Consider the following 20,789-nt stretch of genomic DNA (forward strand, 5'->3'; position numbering starts at 1 on the left):
AACGAGTTGTTTCCACAGCGAAGTATTAAATTTGAATATGCTTACCGTAGACAGTAGGTGCCGAAGAGGCTTAATTTCCTACCGAGGTGTTGTGATAGAATATCAGTGTACTGCAGGTTTTCTGTGGTTGATGATTCATCAGGCCTTCGTGATTCTACGGAGGCTTTTTTCATGGACATGAAGAGAGCCGAGTAAATCTATCAGGAGGTGTACAGGTTGGCAAACGCAAAAGTGATTCAAGCAAAACAAGAAGCCGTTGATGTCGTAACTGCGAAATTGCGCGAAAGCGCGACGACTGTAGTAGCGGACTATCGCGGTCTGGACGTTGCACAAGTTACGGAATTGCGCAAACAGCTTCGTGAAGCTGGCGTCGAATTCCAAGTGCTGAAGAACACGCTCGTTCGTCGTGCTACGGCGGCTGCTGAACTGACTGAGCTGGACGAAGTATTGACCGGTCCTACGGCAATCGCGTTCAGTGCGGAAGATGCGGTAGCACCAGCTAAAATTCTGAGCGATTTCGCGAAGAAGAACGATGCGTTGAAAGTGAAAGGTGGCGTGGTTGAAGGTCGCGTTGTAGGCGTGGACCAAATCAAAGCGCTGGCGGATCTTCCTTCCCGCGAAGGTCTCCTTTCGATGCTCCTCAGCGTGCTTCAAGCTCCGGTTCGCAACTTTGCTTTGGCTGTCAAAGCCGTTGCAGAGAAAGAAGAAGGCAGCGCAAGCGCGTAAGACTTTCTTCAAACCAGTCATTTAAAAACAATCAAATTCAAATAATGGAGGTTCTACCATGAGTAAAGAACAAATCTTGGAAGCAATTAAAGGCATGACCGTTCTTGAACTGAACGATCTGGTTAAAGCAATTGAAGAAGAATTCGGCGTAACTGCTGCGGCTCCTGTAGTTGTAGCTGGTGGCGGCGGTGGCGCAGCCGAAGCGGCTGAGCAAACTGAGTTCGATGTAATTCTGACTAACGCTGGCGCTTCCAAAATTAACGTTATCAAAGTGGTTCGCGAAATCACTGGCCTCGGCTTGAAAGAAGCCAAAGACCTGGTTGACAACGCACCAAAACCGCTGAAAGAAAAAGTAGGCAAAGAAGAAGCCGATTCCGTAAAAGCAAAATTGGAAGAAGCAGGCGCAACTGTAGAAGTGAAGTAATTCCCTTCCGGCAAAAAGCAAACCCCTTGAATATGATTCAAGGGGTTTCTTTTAACCTTGGGTTAATGAATGGGAGTATGCGTTTTTGGGCCTGGTGCTCTTTTGCTCGCGGACCCGATGGTGAGATAGATTGGCAAGGGAACCCCAGTCCCAAAAGCACTTTAATAGCCTTTAACGGAGGTAGTTCTGGAACGATGCCTGATCACTATTACACGAATGAACCAACTGCGGCGCATGACCGAAAAACGTGGGAGACTACGCTGCGCGGACAATCCTTCCGGTTTACGAGCGACGCCGGCGTTTTCGCCAAAGGCGGCGTTGATTTCGGAAGCCGCACATTGATCGAAGCGATGGATATTCCGAAAGAGGCCGATGTGCTGGATGTCGGTTGCGGTTACGGACCGATCGGGCTAGCAGCGGCGAGACTGGCGAGTCAGGGGCATGTCACGATGATCGATGTCAACAGCAGGGCTGTGGAATTGGCTCGGGAGAATGCCGCGGCGAACCGGATCTCCAACGTTACCGTCCTGCAAAGCGATTTGTTTGAGGCGCTGGGCGATCGGGAATTCGATGTGGTATTGACCAATCCGCCGATCCGGGCAGGGAAAGAAACGGTTCATGCCATTTTTGAAGGAGCCCATGCAAGATTGAAAAGCGGTGGAGCGTTGTGGATCGTGATTCAGAAAAAGCAGGGGGCGCCGTCGGCCAAGCAGAAGCTTGAGACATTGTTCAGTCAGGTGGAGGAAGTTACGAAGGATAAAGGGTACCGCATCTATAAGGCTGTAAAATAGAGTTTGACTTGCGTGGTCCGTTGTGTTATTATTATAAAATGTCAGTATTAGGATGCCCTCTGTGGCTTTACTTAACCGAAAAGTCATGTTTTGCACAGGCGATGTATAAAATCACATCGCTTAACGTATAATATGTACATTTTGGGTAAATCTACTGAATACGGGGACATCAGGCTGGAAATGACACGGATAATGATGCTCTTTTTTCGAAAGCATTCGATAAGGGCTTTTCTTTATTTGTGGATGAATTCGTATGGTCCTATTATAAGGGCACAAACACGGGTTCGCAATAAATTTTTAAGTGAGTAGACATGAGGGGTGAGTATAAGTTGGCAGGACATCTTGTTCAATATGGTCGACGCACTCGGCGAAGTTATGCACGAATTAACGAGGTACTCGAAGTTCCGAACCTGATCGAAATCCAACAGAAATCCTATGATTGGTTCTTGGAAGAAGGCCTTCGGGAGATGTTCCAGGATATTTCGCCGATTCAGGATTTCACCGGAAATCTGGTGTTGGAATTTATCGATTACAGTCTCGGGGAACCGAAGTATACGGTAGACGACGCGAAGGAACGCGATGTAACGTATGCTGCGCCGCTTCGGGTAAAAGTCCGGCTCATTAATAAAGAAACCGGCGAAGTCAAAGAGCAGGAAGTTTTCATGGGGGATTTCCCGCTGATGACGGAAACCGGCACCTTCATTATTAATGGTGCGGAACGGGTTATTGTCAGCCAGTTGGTTCGCTCTCCTAGCGTCTATTTCAGCACTAAAGTAGATAAGAACGGTAAGAAGACCTATACCGCTACTGTGATTCCGAACCGTGGCGCATGGCTGGAATTGGAGACGGACGCGAAGGACATCATTTACGTCCGGATCGACCGTACCCGTAAGATTCCTGTGACCGTGCTGCTTCGCGCGCTCGGTTTCGGCACGGATGCCGAGATTCTGGATCTCCTCGGTAACGATGAATATATTCGCAATACGCTTGATAAGGATAACACGGATTCGACGGAGAAAGCCCTCATCGAGATTTACGAGCGTCTTCGTCCGGGCGAACCGCCGACACTTGAGAATGCCAAGAGCTTGCTGGTAGCCCGTTTCTTTGATCCGAAGCGCTACGATCTGGCCAATGTCGGCCGCTATAAAATCAACAAGAAGCTGCATATCAAGAACCGTCTGTTCAACCAACGCCTGGCGGAAAGTCTGATCGACACGAATACCGGCGAAATTATCGCCGAAGCCGGTCAAATGGTAGACCGTCGTCTGCTGGATCAAATTCTTCCGCACCTGGAGAATTCGGTAGGGTTTAAGAACTACCATGTTGCCGGCGGCGTTCTTGATGCCAATGATGTGCCGCTGCAAACGATCGACGTCTTCTCGCCGATCGAGGACGGCAAAGTGGTGAAGGTGATCGCGAACCGCAACATCGATAAATCGGTGAAACATATTACACCTGCGGATATCATCTCGTCGATCAGCTACTTCCTGAACCTGCTTCACGGCATCGGCAGCACGGACGATATCGACCACTTGGGCAACCGCAGACTGCGTTCCGTAGGCGAATTGCTGCAGAACCAGTTCCGCATCGGGTTGTCCCGGATGGAGCGCGTCGTGCGCGAGAGAATGTCGATTCAGGACGCCAATGTGATCACGCCCCAGGCTTTGATCAACATTCGTCCCGTTATCGCTTCGATCAAAGAGTTCTTCGGCAGCTCCCAGTTGTCCCAGTTCATGGACCAGACGAACCCGCTTGCCGAACTTACGCATAAGCGCCGTCTCTCCGCGCTCGGTCCTGGCGGTCTGACCCGGGAACGCGCCGGCTTTGAAGTGCGTGACGTTCACCATTCGCACTACGGCCGGATGTGTCCGATCGAGACGCCGGAAGGTCCGAACATCGGTTTGATCAACTCCTTGTCGACGTTCGCGCGGATCAACGAATACGGCTTTATCGAAGCGCCTTATCGTTGGGTCGATCCGAACACCGGTAAAGTCACCGATCAAATCGCGTACCTGACTGCGGACGAGGAAGATAACTACATCATCGCCCAGGCGAACGCGGTTCTCAATGAGGACAATACGTTCCGCGACGCGAACGTTATCGTTCGTTACAATAAGCAGTCCGACAACATTCTGACGATGCCGAGCGATCGCGTCGACTACATGGACGTATCGCCGAAGCAGGTGGTATCCGTCGCTACCGCGCTGATTCCGTTCCTTGAGAACGATGACTCTAACCGCGCGCTGATGGGTTCCAACATGCAACGTCAGGCTGTTCCTTTGCTGATTCCTAAGGCTCCGCTCGTCGGAACCGGGATGGAACACAAGGCCGCCAAAGACTCCGGTGTATGTATCGTTTCGAAGTACGACGGGGTTATTGAACGGTCGGCCGCCAACGAAATCTGGCTTCGCCGGATCGAGACGGTGGATGGCAAAGAAGTGAAGGGCGATCTTGTTAAGTATAAATTACACAAATTTATGCGTTCGAACCAAGGAACATGCATCAACCAGCGTCCGATCGTCAAACGCGGCGACATCGTCAAGAAGGGCGATATCCTCGCGGACGGGCCGTCCACGGAAATGGGCGAATTGGCGCTTGGCCGCAACGTAGTCGTTGCGTTCATGACTTGGGAAGGCTATAACTACGAGGATGCGATCCTCCTTAGCGAGAAGCTCGTGAAAGAGGACGTTTATACTTCGATTCATATCGAGGAATACGAATCCGAAGCCCGCGATACGAAGCTCGGGCCTGAGGAAATCACCCGCGATATTCCGAACGTCGGGGAAGAAGCGCTTCGCAATCTTGACGAGCGCGGCATCATCCGGGTCGGTGCGGAAATCGGCGCAGGCGACATCCTTGTCGGCAAGGTAACGCCGAAGGGCGTTACCGAGTTGACCGCGGAAGAGCGTCTCCTTCATGCGATCTTCGGGGAGAAGGCCCGCGAAGTGCGCGATACTTCGCTGCGCGTGCCTCACGGTACGGACGGGATCGTCGTGGACGTGAAGGTCTTTACCCGGGAGAACGGCGACGAATTGCCGCCGGGCGTAAATCAACTCGTTCGGGTATATATTGCCCAGAAACGTAAGATTTCCGAAGGCGACAAGATGGCCGGACGTCACGGTAATAAAGGGGTCGTAGCCCGGATTTTGCCGGAAGAAGATATGCCGTTTATGCCGGACGGCACGCCTGTTCAAGTCGTCCTGAACCCGCTGGGCGTTCCTTCGCGGATGAACATCGGTCAGGTGCTGGAAATCCACCTGGGTATGGCCGCGCTGAAGCTCGGTATCCATGTGGCCACGCCGGTATTCGACGGCGCGAACGAGTACGACGTGTTCGATACGATGGAAGAGGCCGGTATGCAGCGCAACGGCAAGACCATCCTGTACGACGGCCGTACCGGAGAACAGTTTGAACGTGAAGTAACCGTCGGCGTCATGCACATGATCAAGCTGGCGCACATGGTTGACGATAAAATTCACGCCCGCTCCACGGGTCCTTACTCGCTCGTTACGCAGCAGCCTCTCGGCGGTAAAGCCCAGTTCGGCGGACAGCGTTTCGGGGAAATGGAAGTGTGGGCGCTGGAAGCTTACGGCGCCGCTTATACGCTGCAAGAGATTTTGACCGTCAAGTCGGACGATGTGGTCGGCCGGGTGAAAACCTACGAATCCATCGTTAAAGGCGAGAACGTGCCAGAACCTGGTGTGCCGGAGTCGTTTAAAGTCTTGATCAAAGAGCTTCAAAGCTTGGGGATGGATGTGAAGATCCTCACCGAGAACGAAGAGGAGATCGAGATGAAGGAAATCGACGACGAAGACGATGCGTCCGGGGACAAACTGAGTCTGAACCTGGAAGGCGCGGAAGTCGGAGTGGAATAAGCATCCCTGGGGCGGCGGCCGGTCCGCCGCCCGGAGATGATTGATAGCCGGAAAATGTCAATATCAGGACTTGGTTAAGGAGGGATGCTCCTTGTTGGACGTCAACAACTTCGAGTATATGAAAATCGGGCTCGCTTCCCCAGATAAAATTCGTTCTTGGTCCCGCGGAGAAGTGAAGAAACCGGAAACGATCAACTACCGTACGCTGAAACCGGAAAAGGAAGGGCTGTTTTGCGAGAAAATCTTCGGTCCGACCAAAGACTGGGAATGTCATTGCGGTAAATATAAACGCGTTCGTTACAAAGGCGTTGTCTGCGACCGCTGCGGCGTCGAAGTAACGAGAGCAAAAGTGCGCCGCGAACGGATGGGACATATCGAGCTGGCCGCGCCGGTTTCCCACATTTGGTATTTCAAAGGGATTCCGAGCCGGATGGGCCTGGCGCTCGACATGTCGCCGCGTTCGCTGGAAGAGATTATTTATTTTGCATCTTATGTAGTTACGGATCCGGGAGAAACCCCGCTGGAGAAAAAGCAGCTTCTGTCCGAGAAGGAATACCGCAGCTACCGCGAGAAGTACGGCTATGGGTTCCAGGCCGGGATGGGCGCCGAAGCGGTGAAGAAGCTGCTTCAGGACCTCGACATCGACAAAGAGCTGGAATTCTTGAAGGAAGAGCTGCGCACGGCCCAAGGTCAACGCCGTAACCGTGCGATCAAGCGCCTGGAAGTCATCGAGGCGTTCAAGAGCTCCGGCAACGAACCGGAATGGATGATTCTCGACGTGCTCCCGGTAATTCCGCCAGAGCTTCGTCCGATGGTACAGCTGGACGGCGGCCGTTTTGCGACGTCCGATTTGAACGACTTGTACCGCCGCGTCATCAACCGGAACAACCGTCTGAAACGCCTGCTCGATCTGGGCGCGCCGGACATCATCGTACAAAACGAAAAACGGATGCTTCAGGAAGCCGTTGACGCCCTGATCGACAACGGCCGCCGCGGACGTCCGGTTACCGGGCCGGGGAACCGTCCGTTGAAATCGCTCAGCCACATGCTGAAGGGGAAGCAAGGCCGCTTCCGGCAAAACCTGCTCGGGAAACGGGTCGACTATTCCGGTCGTTCCGTAATCGTCGTAGGTCCATACCTCAAGATGTACCAATGCGGTTTGCCGAAGGAAATGGCGCTTGAACTGTTCAAGCCGTTTGTGATGAAGGAGCTCGTAAACAAAGGTCTGGCTCACAACATCAAGAGCGCGAAGCGGAAAGTGGAGCGCGTTAGCCCGGAAGTATGGGATGTCCTTGAAGAAGTCATTAAGGAACACCCGGTTCTGCTGAACCGTGCCCCTACGCTCCACAGACTGGGGATCCAGGCGTTCGAGCCGATCCTCGTGGAAGGCCGCGCAATCCGGCTTCACCCGCTCGTATGTACGGCTTACAACGCCGACTTTGACGGTGACCAAATGGCCGTGCACGTACCGTTGTCCGCGGAAGCTCAAGCCGAAGCCCGCATCCTGATGCTGGCGTCCGGAAACATCCTGAACCCGAAAGACGGCAAGCCGGTCGTTACGCCTTCGCAGGATATGGTCCTCGGATCCTATTACCTGACGATGGACAACAAGGAAGCCAAAGGTTCCGGCATGATTCTCGGTTCGGTCAACGAGGCTTACTCCGCTTATCAACGCGGTACGGCCGCATTGCATGCCCGCGTGGCGATTCCGGTCAAAGCGCTCGGCAAGACCAGTTTTACAGAGAAACAGCAAGATGCTCTGCTTATCACGACGGTAGGGAAGATCATCTTCAACGATATTTTTCCGGCAAGCTTCCCGTACATCAATGAGCCTTCCAGAGCAAACCTGTTCCAAGGCACACCGGAAGATTATTTCATCTATGAAAAAGGCGCCGATATCACCGAGCGGATCCTTGGGGCAAAACAAGCGGGCGGCGTAGGTAAAGAGTATCTCGGCGAGATCATCGGCCGTTGCTTTGAGATTTACCATACGACGGAAACCTCGATTATTCTTGACCGGATCAAGCAAACTGGGTTTACCTACTCGACCCGCGCGGGCGTAAGTATCGCCGTATCCGACGTTATCGTTCCGGATGAGAAGCAGGCGATTCTGAAGGAATCCGACGATAAGGTACAAGTGATTACGACGCAATACCGCCGCGGTCTGATCACGAACGAAGAACGTTATGACCGCGTTATCGATATCTGGTCCAAAGCGAAGGATCAAATTACCGATGTTCTCATGAAATCGATGGACCGTTACAACTCCATCATGCTCATGGTGGATTCCAAGGCCCGGGGTAACAAATCGCAGATCACCCAGTTAGGCGGTATGCGGGGTCTGATGGCCAACCCGTCGGGTCGGATCATCGAACTCCCGATCAAATCGAACTTCCGCGAAGGCCTGACGGTCCTCGAGTACTTCCTTTCGACGCACGGTGCGCGGAAGGGTCTGGCGGATACCGCTCTCCGGACCGCCGACTCCGGTTACCTGACCCGTCGTCTGGTCGACGTGGCCCAGGACGTCATCGTCCGCGAGGAAGATTGCGGTACGGACAAAGGCTTCATGGTCGGCGTTATTCAGGACGGCAAAGAGGTCATCGAAGGCCTGTATGACCGGATTGAAGGACGTTACTCGTTTGAAACCGTCAAGCATCCGCAAACGGGGGAGATTATCGTTCACCGCAACGAATTGATCGATTCCGACAAGGCGCATGAAATCGTCAACGCCGGCGTCGAGAAGCTGCAGATCCGTTCCGTGCTGAGCTGCCGCGCCCGCCATGGCGTATGTAAGAAATGCTACGGCCGTAACCTGGCGACAGGCAAGCACGTTGAAATCGGGGAAGCGGTCGGCATTATCGCCGCGCAATCGATCGGTGAACCGGGAACCCAGCTCACCATGCGTACGTTCCATACCGGGGGCGTTGCCGGCGACGATATCACCCAAGGTTTGCCGCGGATTCAGGAGCTCTTTGAAGCCCGGAACCCGAAAGGTCAAGCCACGATCAGTGAAATCGACGGCGTCATTAAGGAAATCCGCGAGGCCAAAGACCGTCGGGAGATCGAGGTTCAAGGCGAAGCGGAAACGAAAGTGTACTCCGTTACCTACGGTTCCCGTCTGCGCGTAAGCGAAGGACAGGAAATCGAAGCGGGCGACGAGCTCACCGACGGTTCCATCGACCCGAAAGAAATTTTGCGCATCAAGGGGATTCGCGGCGTGCAGAACTATATCCTTCAGGAAGTTCAGCGCGTTTACCGGAACCAGGGCGTAGAAATCAACGACAAGCACATCGAAGTCATGGTAAGACAAATGCTGCGCAAAATCCGCATCGTCGATGCGGGGGATACGCCGCTCTTGCCGGGTTCGTTTGTGGACTTGCACGAATATGAAGTGGCGAACAAGGATGCGATTCTCTCCGGCAAAGAGCCGGCGGTAGCCAAACCGGTCCTGCTCGGGATCACCAAGGCATCGCTTGAAACGGATTCCTTCCTGTCCGCCGCATCCTTCCAGGAGACGACTCGGGTACTTACCGATGCCGCGATCAAGGGCAAAGTGGATAAACTCCTCGGCCTGAAAGAAAACGTCATTATCGGTAAATTGATCCCTGCCGGTACGGGGATGAACCGTTACCGCAGCGTTCAATTCGAAGAGCCGGAAGGCGAAGATACGGCGGAAGAAAATCTGGAGCCAGTATCTGTAGAGTAAAGAGGTTTCGCAGCAGCGGCTGTGCCATGGGGATGCCCGTCGGCAGCAGACCGCTGCTGTTCTCTTTTCACCGTCCTGGCGGCTGAATCGGTAGCTCGAAAATTTTATTTTCCGCTTCAAAAACAATGGCTTGACATCGTCTATCCGGGATGCTAATATATCAAAGTGCGTGAGTACGGATATCCCTGTTTCTTTGGAGGACGTCGATATGTCTAATGATAAAGGTTTACAGGACGCTCATGTCAAAATCGGCACCAAGCAAACCATGCGAATGGTGGAATTGGGACGAGCCGACGAGGTTTATGTAGCTGAAGATGCAGATCCGCGCCTTACCTCGAAGATCATTGCCCTATGCAACCAACGTTCCGTTAAGGTGACGATGGTGGATACGATGGTCAACCTCGGCAAAGCTTGCGGGATTGATGTCGGAGCGGCAATGGCTGCGATCGTAAGACAATAGTTGATAGGAATGTTTTTGTTGAAGGGAAGCTTTCGGCAAAAACTTTTCATTTGTTCTTTTATGAACCGCCTGGGTCTGTGGGCTTAAAAAAGGTTTGTAAGAAGCTTGTAAAATTTGAGGAAGGGGGTGGCAACTAACATGCCAACAATTAACCAACTCGTCCGTAAAGGACGTCAAGACAAAGTGTACAAATCGAAATCGCCAGCATTGCAAAGAGGTTTCAACGCCCTGAAGCGTGAAGCGACGGATTTGAGCTCTCCGCAAAAACGCGGTGTCTGCACTCGTGTAGGTACTATGACTCCTAAGAAACCGAACTCCGCACTTCGTAAATATGCCCGTGTTCGCTTGACGAACCGCGTAGAGGTGACGGCTTACATTCCCGGGATCGGTCACAACCTGCAAGAGCACAGCGTGGTGTTGATTCGCGGCGGCCGGGTCAAGGACCTTCCGGGTGTACGTTATCATATCGTACGCGGAGCCTTGGACACAGCTGGTGTGAACAACCGCATGCAAGCTCGTTCGAAATACGGCGCTAAGCGTCCAAAAGCAAAAAAATCCTAAGTTGACCGCAAGGTGACTTAATGAACCACTAGGTTTGGATTAATACTGAAAGGGGGATAACTATGCCACGCAAAGGTCCAGTTACAAAGAGAGACGTGTTGCCAGATCCGGTGTATAACAGCAAACTCGTTACTCGTCTGATCAACCGCATCATGCTCGACGGTAAACGCGGCGTTGCTCAAAGCATTCTGTACAACGCGTTCAACATTATCCAAGAACGTACGGGGAATGACCCGATGGAAGTGTTCGAAGCGGCGCTGAAGAACATCATGCCTGTATTGGAAGTTAAGGCTCGCCGTGTCGGTGGTGCCAACTACCAAGTGCCTATCGAAGTTAAACCGGAAAGACGTACATCCTTGGGATTACGTTGGCTCGTAAACTACTCCCGCAACCGCGGCGAGAAGACGATGGAAGAACGTTTGGCTGCGGAGATCATCGACGCATCGAACAACACAGGCGCTTCCGTGAAGAAACGCGAAGATACGCACAAAATGGCCGAAGCGAACAAAGCGTTCGCACACTACCGCTGGTAGGATCCGGTTTATTCTAATAAACTTCTATTTTGAAGGGAGACAGATTCATGGCAAGAGAGTTCTCCTTGAAAAATACACGTAATATCGGGATCATGGCGCATATTGACGCCGGTAAAACGACCACGACGGAACGTATCTTGTTCTACACAGGCCGTACGCACAAAATCGGGGAAGTTCACGAAGGTGCTGCTACGATGGACTGGATGGAACAGGAGCAAGAGCGCGGTATCACGATTACGTCCGCTGCTACGACCGCTCAATGGAAGGGCCACCGCGTTAATATCATCGATACCCCGGGGCACGTTGACTTCACCGTTGAAGTTGAACGCTCCCTGCGTGTATTGGACGGGGCAGTAGGCGTTTTCAGTGCGAAAGAAGGCGTTGAGCCACAATCTGAAACCGTTTGGAGACAGGCTGACCGTTACGGCGTTCCTCGGATCGCTTATGTTAACAAAATGGATATCATCGGTGCGGACTACCTGAACGTTGTCAATGACATGCGCGATCGTCTGCAAGCGAACGCAGTTGCCATCCAACTGCCGATCGGTGCGGAAAGTGATTTTGTCGGCATTATCGACATCATCGCCCAAAAAGCGTACATGTACAAAGACGACTTGGGTCAAAACATCGAAGAAGCCGAAATTCCAGCCGATTTGGCTGATAAGGTTGAAGAACTGCGTGCTGAACTGATTGAGAAGGTTGCCGAGCTGGACGAAGATTTGACGATGAAATACCTCGAGGGCGAGGAAATCACCGTTGAAGAACTGAAAGCCGCACTGCGCAAAGGCGTTTGCGAAGTTAAGATCTTCCCTGTCGTTTGCGGTTCCTCTTACCGTAACAAAGGGATTCAGCTGATGCTGGATGCCGTCATCGATTACCTGCCTGCGCCGGTCGACGTACCTTCCATCCAAGGTCACTTGGAAGACGGTACCGAAGTGGAACGCCACTCTTCCGACGAAGAGCCGTTCGCAGCGCTTGCATTTAAAATCATGACGGACCCTTATGTTGGTAAACTGACGTTCTTCCGCGTATACTCCGGTATTTTGCAATCCGGTTCTTACGTATTGAACGCAACGAAAGGCAAACGCGAACGGATCGGCCGTATCCTGCAAATGCACGCCAACAGCCGTCAAGAAATCACTGAAGTTTACTCCGGTGATATCGCGGCAGCCGTCGGTTTGAAAGATACGGGCACAGGTGATACACTGTGTGATGAGAAGGCACCGGTTATTCTTGAATCGATGAACTTCCCTGAACCGGTTATCGAAATCGCGGTTGAGCCTAAAACCAAAGCCGACCAAGATAAGATGAGTGTCGCTCTCGGTAAATTGACCGAGGAAGACCCGACGCTTCGTGCTTCGACTAATGAAGAGACTGGCCAAACGATCCTTGCGGGTATGGGTGAGCTTCACCTCGATATCATCATCGACCGGATGCGCCGTGAATTCAAGGTTGAGACGAATGTTGGTAAACCTCAAGTTGCTTATCGCGAAACATTCAAGGCGCCTGCTCGCGTTGAAGGTAAATTCGTTCGTCAGTCCGGTGGTCGTGGTCAATACGGTCACGTCTGGGTTGAGTTCGAACCTTTGGAACCAGGCAGCGGCAACCAGTTCGAAAGCAAGATCGTCGGCGGTTCCGTACCGAGAGAATACATTGCTCCAGCTCAGCAAGGTATTGAAGAAGCCATGAAAAATGGTGTCCTTGCAGGCTTCCCATTGGTAGACGTTAAGGCGACCATCGTCGACGGTTCCTACCATGATGTTGACTCCAGTGAAATGGCGTTTAAGATCGCTGGTTCCATGGCCCTTAAAGCGGCTAAGGAAAAATGTCAACCGGTTCTGCTTGAGCCGATCATGAAAGTCGAAGTAACGGTTCCTGAAGAGTACATGGGCGACGTTATGGGTATGCTGAACTCCCGCCGTGGACGGATCGAAGGTATGGATTCCCGTGGCGGAGCGCAAATTATCCGTGCAAAAGTGCCTCTCTCCGAAATGTTCGGTTACTCGACAACCCTTCGTTCCGGTACGCAAGGACGCGGCGTGTTCTCGATGGAAATCTCTCACTATGAAGAAGTTCCAAGAACGATCGCTGAAGAAATCGTGTCCAAACATAAGGGCGGAGAGTAAATTCAGTATCTGCTAGCCGGGGTCTCCTGCAGCCCGTAAGGGGGAAGGATTCCCTGGTTAGTCCAACATAACAATCCATATTTTAAGGAGGAAATGTTTAAAATGGCAAAGGCTAAATACGAACGTACAAAACCGCACGTTAACATCGGTACAATCGGTCACGTTGACCATGGTAAAACAACTCTGACTGCAGCCATCACGACTGTATTGTCCAAAACATATGGCGGTGCTGCCGTAGCATTCGACCAAATCGACAAAGCTCCAGAAGAGCGCGAGCGCGGTATCACGATCTCGACGGCACACGTTGAGTATGAAACAAACAACCGTCACTATGCACACGTTGACTGCCCAGGGCACGCCGACTATGTTAAAAACATGATCACCGGCGCGGCTCAAATGGACGGCGCAATCCTGGTTGTATCCGCAGCTGACGGCCCAATGCCGCAAACTCGGGAACACATCCTGTTGTCCCGTAACGTAGGCGTACCTTACATCGTTGTATTCTTGAACAAATGCGACATGGTTGAAGACGAAGAGCTCATCGAATTGGTTGAAATGGAAGTGCGCGACCTGCTCAACGAATATGAGTTCCCAGGCGACGACACTCCGATCATTCGCGGTTCCGCTCGTGAAGCCCTCAACAACCCTGACGGCGACTGGGCTAAGAAAATCGTTGAAATGTTCGAAATCATCGACGAGTACATTCCGCTTCCAGAGCGTCCAGTGGACAAACCGTTCCTGATGCCTGTCGAGGACGTGTTCTCGATCACAGGTCGTGGTACGGTTGCTACAGGCCGTGTAGAACGCGGTACTGTTAAAGTCGGCGACGAGATCGAAATCGTGGGTATCCGCGAAGAAACTAAGAAATCCGTTGTTACGGGCGTTGAAATGTTCCGTAAATTGCTGGATTCCGCTGAAGCGGGCGACAACATCGGTGCATTGCTCCGTGGTGTAGACCGTAAAGAAATCGAGCGCGGTCAAGTATTGGCTAAGCCAGCTTCCGTTAATCCGCATACTGAGTTCTCCGCTCAAGTATACGTATTGACTAAAGAAGAAGGTGGACGTCATAAGCCTTTCTTCTCCGGCTACCGTCCTCAATTCTATTTCCGTACAACTGACGTAACAGGTATCATCAACCTGCCAGAAGGTACTGAAATGGTTATGCCTGGCGACAACATCGAAGTTACTGTACAACTGATCAGCCCAATCGCGATCGAAGAAGGAACTCGCTTCTCCATCCGTGAAGGCGGCCGTACCGTTGGTTCCGGCGCAGTTGTTACCATCAGCAAATAATAAAGCACTTGCTGCTTGGAGATCCGTCCTTTAGGGCGGATCTTTTTTATATGTGATATAGAGGGAATGAGCATTCCTTGAAGTGACCCCACACCGTAAATCGACCTCCTTTTAAAGGAAAGAAAATTCAGAATAATTCTTTATAGTTTATGCTTGCAATGCGCCGGGCTTTTCTATATAATAATGAATGTTGTTCTGTGACGTTGCGATGATGTGAGAGGTTACTGACACACCCGGCCCCTTTGCCATGGGAGGGCGGTCAGAAAATTTTCACGGAGTATGTCCGATACCAAATTGGGCGATAGAAGGAGGGACTAAAATGGCAAAGCAAAAAATTCGTATTCGTTTGAAAGCTTACGACCACAGAATTCTTGATCAATCCGCAGAGAAGATCGTTGAAACGGCAAAACGTTCGGGTGCCGGTGTTTCCGGGCCGATTCCGCTGCCGACTGAAAAACAAGTGATTACTATTCTCCGTGCGGTACACAAGTACAAGGATTCCCGGGAACAATTCGAACAACGGACGCACAAACGTCTGATCGACATTGTGAACCCGACTCCACAAACTGTGGATGCCTTGATGCGCTTGGACCTGCCGTCCGGTGTAGATATCGAAATCAAATTGTAATTCCAATTAAGCGTTGAAATAGGAAAGGAAAAGAGGTGTCAACATGAAAGGTATCTTAGGGAAAAAGCTTGGAATGACTCAAGTGTTTACTCCGGAAGGGAATGTTATTCCCGTAACGGTTATTGAGGCTAGCGGTAATGTTGTTTTGCAGAAGAAAGATCTGGAGAATGACGGTTATGAAGCGATTCAAATCGGTTACTCCGATAAAAAGGAATCCAGATCCAACAAGCCTGAAGCAGGTCATGCGAAAAAGGCAAACACAACGCCTAAGCGCTACGTTCGCGAAATTCGCGGTGTTGATCTGGCAGGATACGAAGTTGGCCAAGAGGTCAAAGTCGATATTTTTGCAGAGGGCGAATTTGTTGACGTAACTGGTATTTCGAAGGGTAAAGGGTTCCAAGGCGTTATCAAACGCTGGGGACAAAGCCGCGGCCCTATGGCTCACGGTTCCCGTTATCATCGTAGACCAGGTTCCATGGGTTCGATTCAAGCGAACCGCGTTCCTAAAGGCAAACGCCTTCCAGGGCACATGGGTAGCGAAACCGTTACGATCCAGAACCTTGAAGTGGTTCGTGTGGATGCTGAACGCAATGTTCTGCTCGTTAAAGGTTCGATCCCGGGTCCTAAAAACAGCTTTGTAAAAATCAAACAAACGGTGAAGAAATAATCGAACGAAGAAAGGAGGAACAACAAATGCCAAAAGTAGCACTTTTTAATGTCAGTGGTAGCCAGGTGGGCGAAGTTGAGCTGAATGACGCGGTATTCGGTATCGAGCCGAACGTTCATGTTCTTCATGATGCAGTAGTTATGCAGCGTGCTTCCCTGCGTGCGGGTACTCATAAAGTAAAAGGACGTTCTGAAGTTCGTGGCGGCGGCCGTAAGCCTTGGAAACAAAAAGGTACAGGTCGTGCTCGTCAAGGCTCCATCCGTTCTCCGCAATGGGTAGGCGGCGGTACGGTATTCGGACCGACTCCGCGCAGTTATTCTTTCAAATTGCCGAAGAAAGTACGTCGTTTGGCGATCAAATCGGCTCTTTCCTCGAAAGTGATCGATCAGGATATCATCGTACTTGATGCTTTGAGCCTGAACGCTCCTAAGACCAAAGAGTTCGCGGCGATTCTGAACAACCTGAAAGTGGATCGCAAAGCTCTCGTTGTGGCACCAGCTTACGACGACAATGTGGCGCTTTCCGCTCGCAACATTCCAGGCGTGAAGTTCGTAGCAGCTGACGGCATTAATGTTCTTGACGTGCTGACGCACGACAAACTGATCATTACGAAAGAAGCAGTTCAGAAGGTAGAGGAGGTGCTCGCGTAATGAAAGATCCTCGTGATATTATCAAGCGTCCGGTGATTACGGAACGTACGGCTGGATACATGGAAGACCTGAAATATGTGTTTGAAGTGGATATCCGCGCCAACAAAACCGAAATCAAGAAAGCTATTGAAGCGATCTTTAATGTAAAAGTGAGCAATGTGAATACCCTGCGTGTTCCTGCCAAGCCGAAACGTTACGGACGCCACTTCGGATATACTCCGGAATGGAAGAAAGCGTTCGTTACTTTGGCGGAAGGCAGCAAGCCGCTTGAGTTTTTTGAATCGGTATAAAATCGTCTAAAGTAAGGAGGGAAATCTAGTGCCTATCAAAAAGTATAAACCGACATCTCCGGCAAGACGCGGCATGTCCGTGTCGACGTTCGAAGAAATCACTACGGATAAACCGGAAAAATCGTTGTTGGCTCCGCTGAGCAAAACGGCCGGCCGCAACAACCAAGGTAAAATTACGGTTCGTCACCATGGTGGTGGACATAAACGTAAATACCGCATCATCGACTTCAAACGGAACAAGGATGGAATTCCAGGCCGCGTTGCTACGATCGAGTATGACCCGAACCGGACTTCCAACATCGCCTTGATCCACTATGCCGACGGTGAGAAACGCTACATTCTGGCTCCTAAAGGTCTGAAAGTAGGCGACGTGATCGAATCCGGCGTGGGCTCCGACATCAAAATCGGTAACGCTATGCCGCTCGAGAACATCCCGGTAGGTACCGTTATCCACAACATTGAGCTGAAGCCTGGCAAAGGCGGACAATTGGTTCGCGCCGCCGGTACCGAAGCGCAATTGCTGGGTAAAGAAGAGAAGTATGTAACGATCCGCCTGTCCTCTGGCGAAGTTCGTAAGGTTCTGAAGGTTTGCCGCGCTACTATCGGCGCTGTAGGCAACGGAGACCACGAGCTTGTGAAAATCGGTAAAGCGGGCCGCAGCCGCTGGTTGGGACAACGTCCTGAAGTGCGCGGTGTCGTCATGAACCCGAACGATCACCCTCACGGTGGTGGTGAAGGTCGCGCTCCGATCGGTCGTAAATCGCCATTGTCTCCTTGGGGCAAACCGACCCTGGGTTACAAGACGCGTAAGAAGGGCAAAGCTTCTGATAAATATATCGTTCGCCGCCGCACGAAGTAATCCGCGTTTAGCGGATCACTTCACGGTCGTGAATGTCATAAGGAAACAAGCAGCGTAACGAAGGGAGGATAAACAAATGAGTCGCAGTCTGAAAAAAGGTCCATTTATTGATGGTTACCTTCTCAAGAAAGTGGAAGAAGTGAACGCTTCGAACAAGAAAGTCGTGATCAAAACTTGGTCCCGTCGTTCCACAATCTTCCCGCAATTCATTGGCCACACGTTCGGTGTATACGACGGCCGCAAGCATGTTCCGGTTTATGTAACCGAGGATATGGTGGGACACAAATTGGGCGAATTCGCTCCAACCCGTACCTATAAAGGTCATACGGACGACGATAAGAAAACGAGACGTTAATCATAAGTTCTTCGTTTGAGAGGAGGTAACACACATGGAAGCTAAAGCACATGCAAGGTCTATCCGCATTGCCCCACGGAAAGCTCAACTGGTGGTTGACTTGATCCGCGGCAAGCAAGTTGGCGATGCTATCGCGATTCTCCGCCATACGCCAAAGGCGGCTTCCCCGATTGTGGAGAAGCTTTTGAACTCGGCGATCGCCAATGCTGAACACAACTATTCTATGGATGTAAATAAATTGGTTATTACGCAAGCTTACGTAAACCAAGGTCCGACGATGAAACGTTTCCGCCCTCGCGCAATGGGACGTGCAAGCCGGATCAACAAACGCACCAGCCACATCACTTTGGTGGTATCCGAAAAATAAGGAGGGAAAACGTGTGGGCCAAAAGGTAAATCCGGTCGGACTACGAGTAGGGATTATCCGTGATTGGGAATCCAAATGGTACGCAGGCAAAGATTTCGGCGATCTTTTGCTGGAAGACGTAAAAATTCGTGAACACCTGAAGAACAAACTGAAAGACTCCGCTGTATCTCGCATCGAAATCGAGAGAGCGGCTAATCGCGTGAACGTAACGATCCACACTGCGAAACCAGGTATGGTTATCGGTAAAGGTGGTTCGGAGGTTGAAAACCTGCGGGGCGAAATTACGAAAATCGCAGGCGGCAAAAAAGTTCACATCAACATCTCTGAAATCAAACACCCTGATCTTGACGCGATTCTTGTCGCAGAAAGCATTGCACAACAATTGGAACGTCGCGTTTCTTTCCGTCGTGCACTGAAACAAGCGATTCAAAGAACGATGCGTTCGGGAGCGAAAGGGATTAAAACAGCAGTTAGCGGCCGTCTTGGCGGTGCTGAAATTGCTCGTTCGGAAGGCTACAGTGAAGGAACTGTTCCACTTCATACGCTCCGCGCCGACATCGACTACGGTACGGCAGAAGCGCATACGACTTATGGCCGCATCGGCGTAAAAGTATGGATCTATCGTGGAGAGGTTCTTCCTACGGCTAAGAAACAACAAGCTGCTCAGGAAGGAGGCAACTAATCATGTTGGTACCAAAACGTGTAAAACACCGCAAGCAACAACGCGGTAATATGAGAGGCCAAGCAAAAGGCGGCACTGAACTCAACTTCGGTGAATACGGCCTTCAGGCTCTGGAGCCGACTTGGATCACGAACCGTCAAATCGAAGCGGCGCGTATTGCAATGACGCGTTACATCAAGCGTGGCGGTAAAGTATGGATTAAGATTTTCCCTGACAAACCGATTACTCAAAAGCCTCTTGAAGTCCGGATGGGTAGCGGTAAAGGTAACGTAGAAAAATGGGTCGCAGTTGTGAAGCCTGGCAAAATCATGTTTGAGCTTGCCGGTGTTTCGGAGGAAATCGCGCGTGAAGCTATGCGTCTCGCCGCCCACAAACTGCCGATCAAAACGAAGTTTGTGAAACGTGAAGAATTGGGTGGTGAAGCAAATGAAAGCTAATGAACTTCGCAACTTAACCACTGCTGAAATCGAACAAAAAGTCGCAGGTTTTAAAGAAGAACTTTTTAACCTCCGTTTTCAATTGGCTACGGGCCAGCTCGATAACCCGACTCGGATTCGTGACGTGCGTAAGGAAATAGCTCGTGCTAAAACCGTATTACGTGAAAGAGAACTCGGGATCACCAGTTAAGAATGCGCATAGCGTATGCGAAGCGCCTAAGTCCAGGAAGGAGGCTAACCATGAGCGAAGAACGCAATAGCCGTAAAGTGCAAATTGGTAAAGTCGTCAGCGACAAAATGGATAAAACTATCGTTGTAGCTGTGGAAACTTACAAGAAGCATGACTTGTACCACAAGCGCATTAAATACACGAAGAAATTTAAAGCGCATGATGAAAATAACACTGCGAAAATCGGTGACACTGTTAAGATCGCTGAGACTCGTCCGTTGTCGAAAGACAAACGTTGGAGACTGGTCGAAGTTGTTGAAAAAGCGGTTATTATCTGATAGCAGGATAGCTTAGACCGAAAGGAGGACATATCCATGATTCAACCATTTACACGTTTGCAAGTTGCGGATAACTCCGGCGCGAAGGAATTGATGTGTATCCGTGTTCTGGGCGGTACCGGTCGTCGCACGGCGCAAATCGGCGATTTGATCGTTTGTTCTGTAAAACAAGCAACACCAGGCGGCGTTGTCAAAAAGGGTGACGTTGTCAGAGCGGTTGTTGTTCGTACAAAACGTTCCGTACGCCGTAAAGACGGTTCTTACATCGCTTTCGACGAAAACGCAGCGGTTGTAGTTAAGGAAGACAAGAGCCCGCGTGGTACTCGTATTTTCGGACCAGTCGCTCGCGAACTTCGCGACAGAGACTTCATGAAGATCGTTTCCTTGGCTCCGGAAGTCATCTAATCAACACCCCAAAAAGTGAAGCTTCAGGCTGGAAGCTGACTCCGAATACTTTTCGGGGACCCCGATTAACAGGAGGTGTAAAGAATGCCTAGATTGAAAAAAGTTCTGGAATCCCATAACAATAAATTGCACGTGAAAAAGGACGATACGGTCATCGTGATCTCCGGTAAGGACAAAGGTAAGAAAGGCCGCGTTATCGCCGCTTACCCTCGTGAAAACCGCGTGTTGGTGGAAGGCGTGAACATGGTGAAGAAACACCAAAAGCCGAACCAACTGAACCCGCAAGGCGGCATTATCGAGAAAGAAGCTCCGATTCACGTATCGAACGTCATGCATGTTGATCCGAAGAGCGGAAAAGTAACCCGTATCGGTTACAAAGTATTGGACAACGGCAAAAAGGTTCGTGTTGCAAAGAGATCCGGAGAAGTAATCGACTAATCCACGAAT

Annotated in this window: 23 protein-coding genes and 1 other annotated feature; all 23 genes read left to right on the plus strand. The window is 51.1% G+C overall.

The annotated features are described in order from the left end of the window. The first annotated feature begins 26 nt into the window (after positions 1-26). Positions 27-179 (plus strand) — a sequence feature (ribosomal protein L10 leader region). 37 nt (positions 180-216) lie between these two features. The 23 genes from rplJ to rplX all read left to right on the plus strand — a co-directional run bounded on the left by rplJ (position 217) and on the right by rplX (position 20,780). Next, positions 217-726 carry a 50S ribosomal protein L10 gene (rplJ, locus tag LBW89_RS24545; RefSeq protein ID WP_225040698.1) on the plus strand — a complete coding sequence of 170 codons (510 nt, stop codon included), beginning with the start codon at positions 217-219 and terminating at the stop codon, positions 724-726. 58 nt (positions 727-784) lie between these two features. Continuing rightward, on the plus strand, positions 785-1,150 hold the full coding sequence (gene rplL / locus LBW89_RS24550; RefSeq protein ID WP_148458022.1) for a 50S ribosomal protein L7/L12: 366 nt from the start codon (positions 785-787) through the stop codon (positions 1,148-1,150). Positions 1,151-1,344: 194 nt separating this feature from the next. Next, positions 1,345-1,941, plus strand: a complete 597-nt coding sequence (locus tag LBW89_RS24555; protein WP_225040700.1) for a class I SAM-dependent methyltransferase — start codon at positions 1,345-1,347, stop codon at positions 1,939-1,941. A gap of 329 nt (positions 1,942-2,270) precedes the next feature. Next, entirely contained in the window at positions 2,271-5,816 is a 3,546-nt protein-coding gene (gene rpoB / locus LBW89_RS24560; protein ID WP_148458024.1) for a DNA-directed RNA polymerase subunit beta, read from the plus strand. Between the two features lie 91 nt (positions 5,817-5,907). Beyond that, positions 5,908-9,522 (plus strand): DNA-directed RNA polymerase subunit beta', encoded by a 3,615-nt coding sequence (gene rpoC / locus LBW89_RS24565; RefSeq protein ID WP_213509090.1) that lies wholly within the window; start codon positions 5,908-5,910, stop codon positions 9,520-9,522. A gap of 208 nt (positions 9,523-9,730) precedes the next feature. Then, positions 9,731-9,982 carry a ribosomal L7Ae/L30e/S12e/Gadd45 family protein gene (locus LBW89_RS24570; protein WP_148458026.1) on the plus strand — a complete coding sequence of 84 codons (252 nt, stop codon included), beginning with the start codon at positions 9,731-9,733 and terminating at the stop codon, positions 9,980-9,982. A gap of 138 nt (positions 9,983-10,120) precedes the next feature. Continuing rightward, positions 10,121-10,543 carry a 30S ribosomal protein S12 gene (gene rpsL / locus LBW89_RS24575; RefSeq protein ID WP_018753998.1) on the plus strand — a complete coding sequence of 141 codons (423 nt, stop codon included), beginning with the start codon at positions 10,121-10,123 and terminating at the stop codon, positions 10,541-10,543. A 62-nt stretch (positions 10,544-10,605) separates the two neighbouring features. Further along, the gene (gene rpsG, locus LBW89_RS24580; RefSeq protein WP_148458027.1) at positions 10,606-11,076 is read left to right on the plus strand and encodes a 30S ribosomal protein S7; all 471 of its coding nucleotides are present in this window, start codon (positions 10,606-10,608) and stop codon (positions 11,074-11,076) included. Positions 11,077-11,123: 47 nt separating this feature from the next. Then, positions 11,124-13,202, plus strand: a complete 2,079-nt coding sequence (gene fusA / locus LBW89_RS24585; protein ID WP_148458028.1) for an elongation factor G — start codon at positions 11,124-11,126, stop codon at positions 13,200-13,202. A 102-nt stretch (positions 13,203-13,304) separates the two neighbouring features. Next, positions 13,305-14,495, plus strand: a complete 1,191-nt coding sequence (tuf, locus tag LBW89_RS24590; protein ID WP_148458029.1) for an elongation factor Tu — start codon at positions 13,305-13,307, stop codon at positions 14,493-14,495. A gap of 319 nt (positions 14,496-14,814) precedes the next feature. After that, positions 14,815-15,123, plus strand: coding sequence for a 30S ribosomal protein S10 (gene rpsJ / locus LBW89_RS24595; protein WP_009226637.1), 309 nt, complete (start codon positions 14,815-14,817; stop codon positions 15,121-15,123). 43 nt (positions 15,124-15,166) lie between these two features. Beyond that, positions 15,167-15,790 carry a 50S ribosomal protein L3 gene (gene rplC, locus LBW89_RS24600; protein ID WP_148458030.1) on the plus strand — a complete coding sequence of 208 codons (624 nt, stop codon included), beginning with the start codon at positions 15,167-15,169 and terminating at the stop codon, positions 15,788-15,790. Between the two features lie 26 nt (positions 15,791-15,816). Next, complete coding sequence (gene rplD, locus LBW89_RS24605) at positions 15,817-16,440, plus strand: 50S ribosomal protein L4 (protein ID WP_148458031.1); 624 nt, start codon at positions 15,817-15,819, stop codon at positions 16,438-16,440. Further along, positions 16,440-16,730: a 50S ribosomal protein L23 gene (rplW, locus tag LBW89_RS24610; RefSeq protein ID WP_148458032.1), complete on the plus strand. Its 291-nt coding sequence runs from the start codon at positions 16,440-16,442 to the stop codon at positions 16,728-16,730. The genes rplD and rplW overlap by 1 nt, the downstream gene beginning before the upstream one ends. Before the next feature lie 28 nt (positions 16,731-16,758). Continuing rightward, the gene (rplB, locus tag LBW89_RS24615; RefSeq protein ID WP_148458033.1) at positions 16,759-17,589 is read left to right on the plus strand and encodes a 50S ribosomal protein L2; all 831 of its coding nucleotides are present in this window, start codon (positions 16,759-16,761) and stop codon (positions 17,587-17,589) included. Positions 17,590-17,665: 76 nt separating this feature from the next. Next, on the plus strand, positions 17,666-17,944 hold the full coding sequence (gene rpsS, locus LBW89_RS24620; protein WP_044482519.1) for a 30S ribosomal protein S19: 279 nt from the start codon (positions 17,666-17,668) through the stop codon (positions 17,942-17,944). A 34-nt stretch (positions 17,945-17,978) separates the two neighbouring features. Continuing rightward, positions 17,979-18,311: a 50S ribosomal protein L22 gene (gene rplV / locus LBW89_RS24625; protein ID WP_009226643.1), complete on the plus strand. Its 333-nt coding sequence runs from the start codon at positions 17,979-17,981 to the stop codon at positions 18,309-18,311. Between the two features lie 13 nt (positions 18,312-18,324). Then, positions 18,325-18,993 carry a 30S ribosomal protein S3 gene (rpsC, locus tag LBW89_RS24630; RefSeq protein WP_148458034.1) on the plus strand — a complete coding sequence of 223 codons (669 nt, stop codon included), beginning with the start codon at positions 18,325-18,327 and terminating at the stop codon, positions 18,991-18,993. Between the two features lie 2 nt (positions 18,994-18,995). Next, positions 18,996-19,430 carry a 50S ribosomal protein L16 gene (rplP, locus tag LBW89_RS24635; protein WP_059040326.1) on the plus strand — a complete coding sequence of 145 codons (435 nt, stop codon included), beginning with the start codon at positions 18,996-18,998 and terminating at the stop codon, positions 19,428-19,430. Further along, positions 19,420-19,620 (plus strand): 50S ribosomal protein L29, encoded by a 201-nt coding sequence (rpmC, locus tag LBW89_RS24640; RefSeq protein ID WP_148458035.1) that lies wholly within the window; start codon positions 19,420-19,422, stop codon positions 19,618-19,620. Before rplP ends, rpmC begins: the two co-directional genes overlap by 11 nt. A 50-nt stretch (positions 19,621-19,670) precedes the next feature. Next, the gene (gene rpsQ, locus LBW89_RS24645) at positions 19,671-19,937 is read left to right on the plus strand and encodes a 30S ribosomal protein S17 (RefSeq protein WP_148458036.1); all 267 of its coding nucleotides are present in this window, start codon (positions 19,671-19,673) and stop codon (positions 19,935-19,937) included. A 36-nt stretch (positions 19,938-19,973) separates the two neighbouring features. Then, positions 19,974-20,342 (plus strand): 50S ribosomal protein L14, encoded by a 369-nt coding sequence (rplN, locus tag LBW89_RS24650; RefSeq protein WP_148458037.1) that lies wholly within the window; start codon positions 19,974-19,976, stop codon positions 20,340-20,342. Between the two features lie 84 nt (positions 20,343-20,426). Continuing rightward, a complete protein-coding gene (gene rplX / locus LBW89_RS24655) occupies positions 20,427-20,780 on the plus strand; it encodes a 50S ribosomal protein L24 (RefSeq protein WP_211373384.1) in 354 nt (117 codons plus the stop codon). The last annotated feature ends 9 nt before the right edge of the window (positions 20,781-20,789 follow it).

This window comes from Paenibacillus sp. alder61, assembly GCF_020179875.1.
GTDB classification, from domain to species: domain Bacteria; phylum Bacillota; class Bacilli; order Paenibacillales; family Paenibacillaceae; genus Fontibacillus; species Fontibacillus faecis.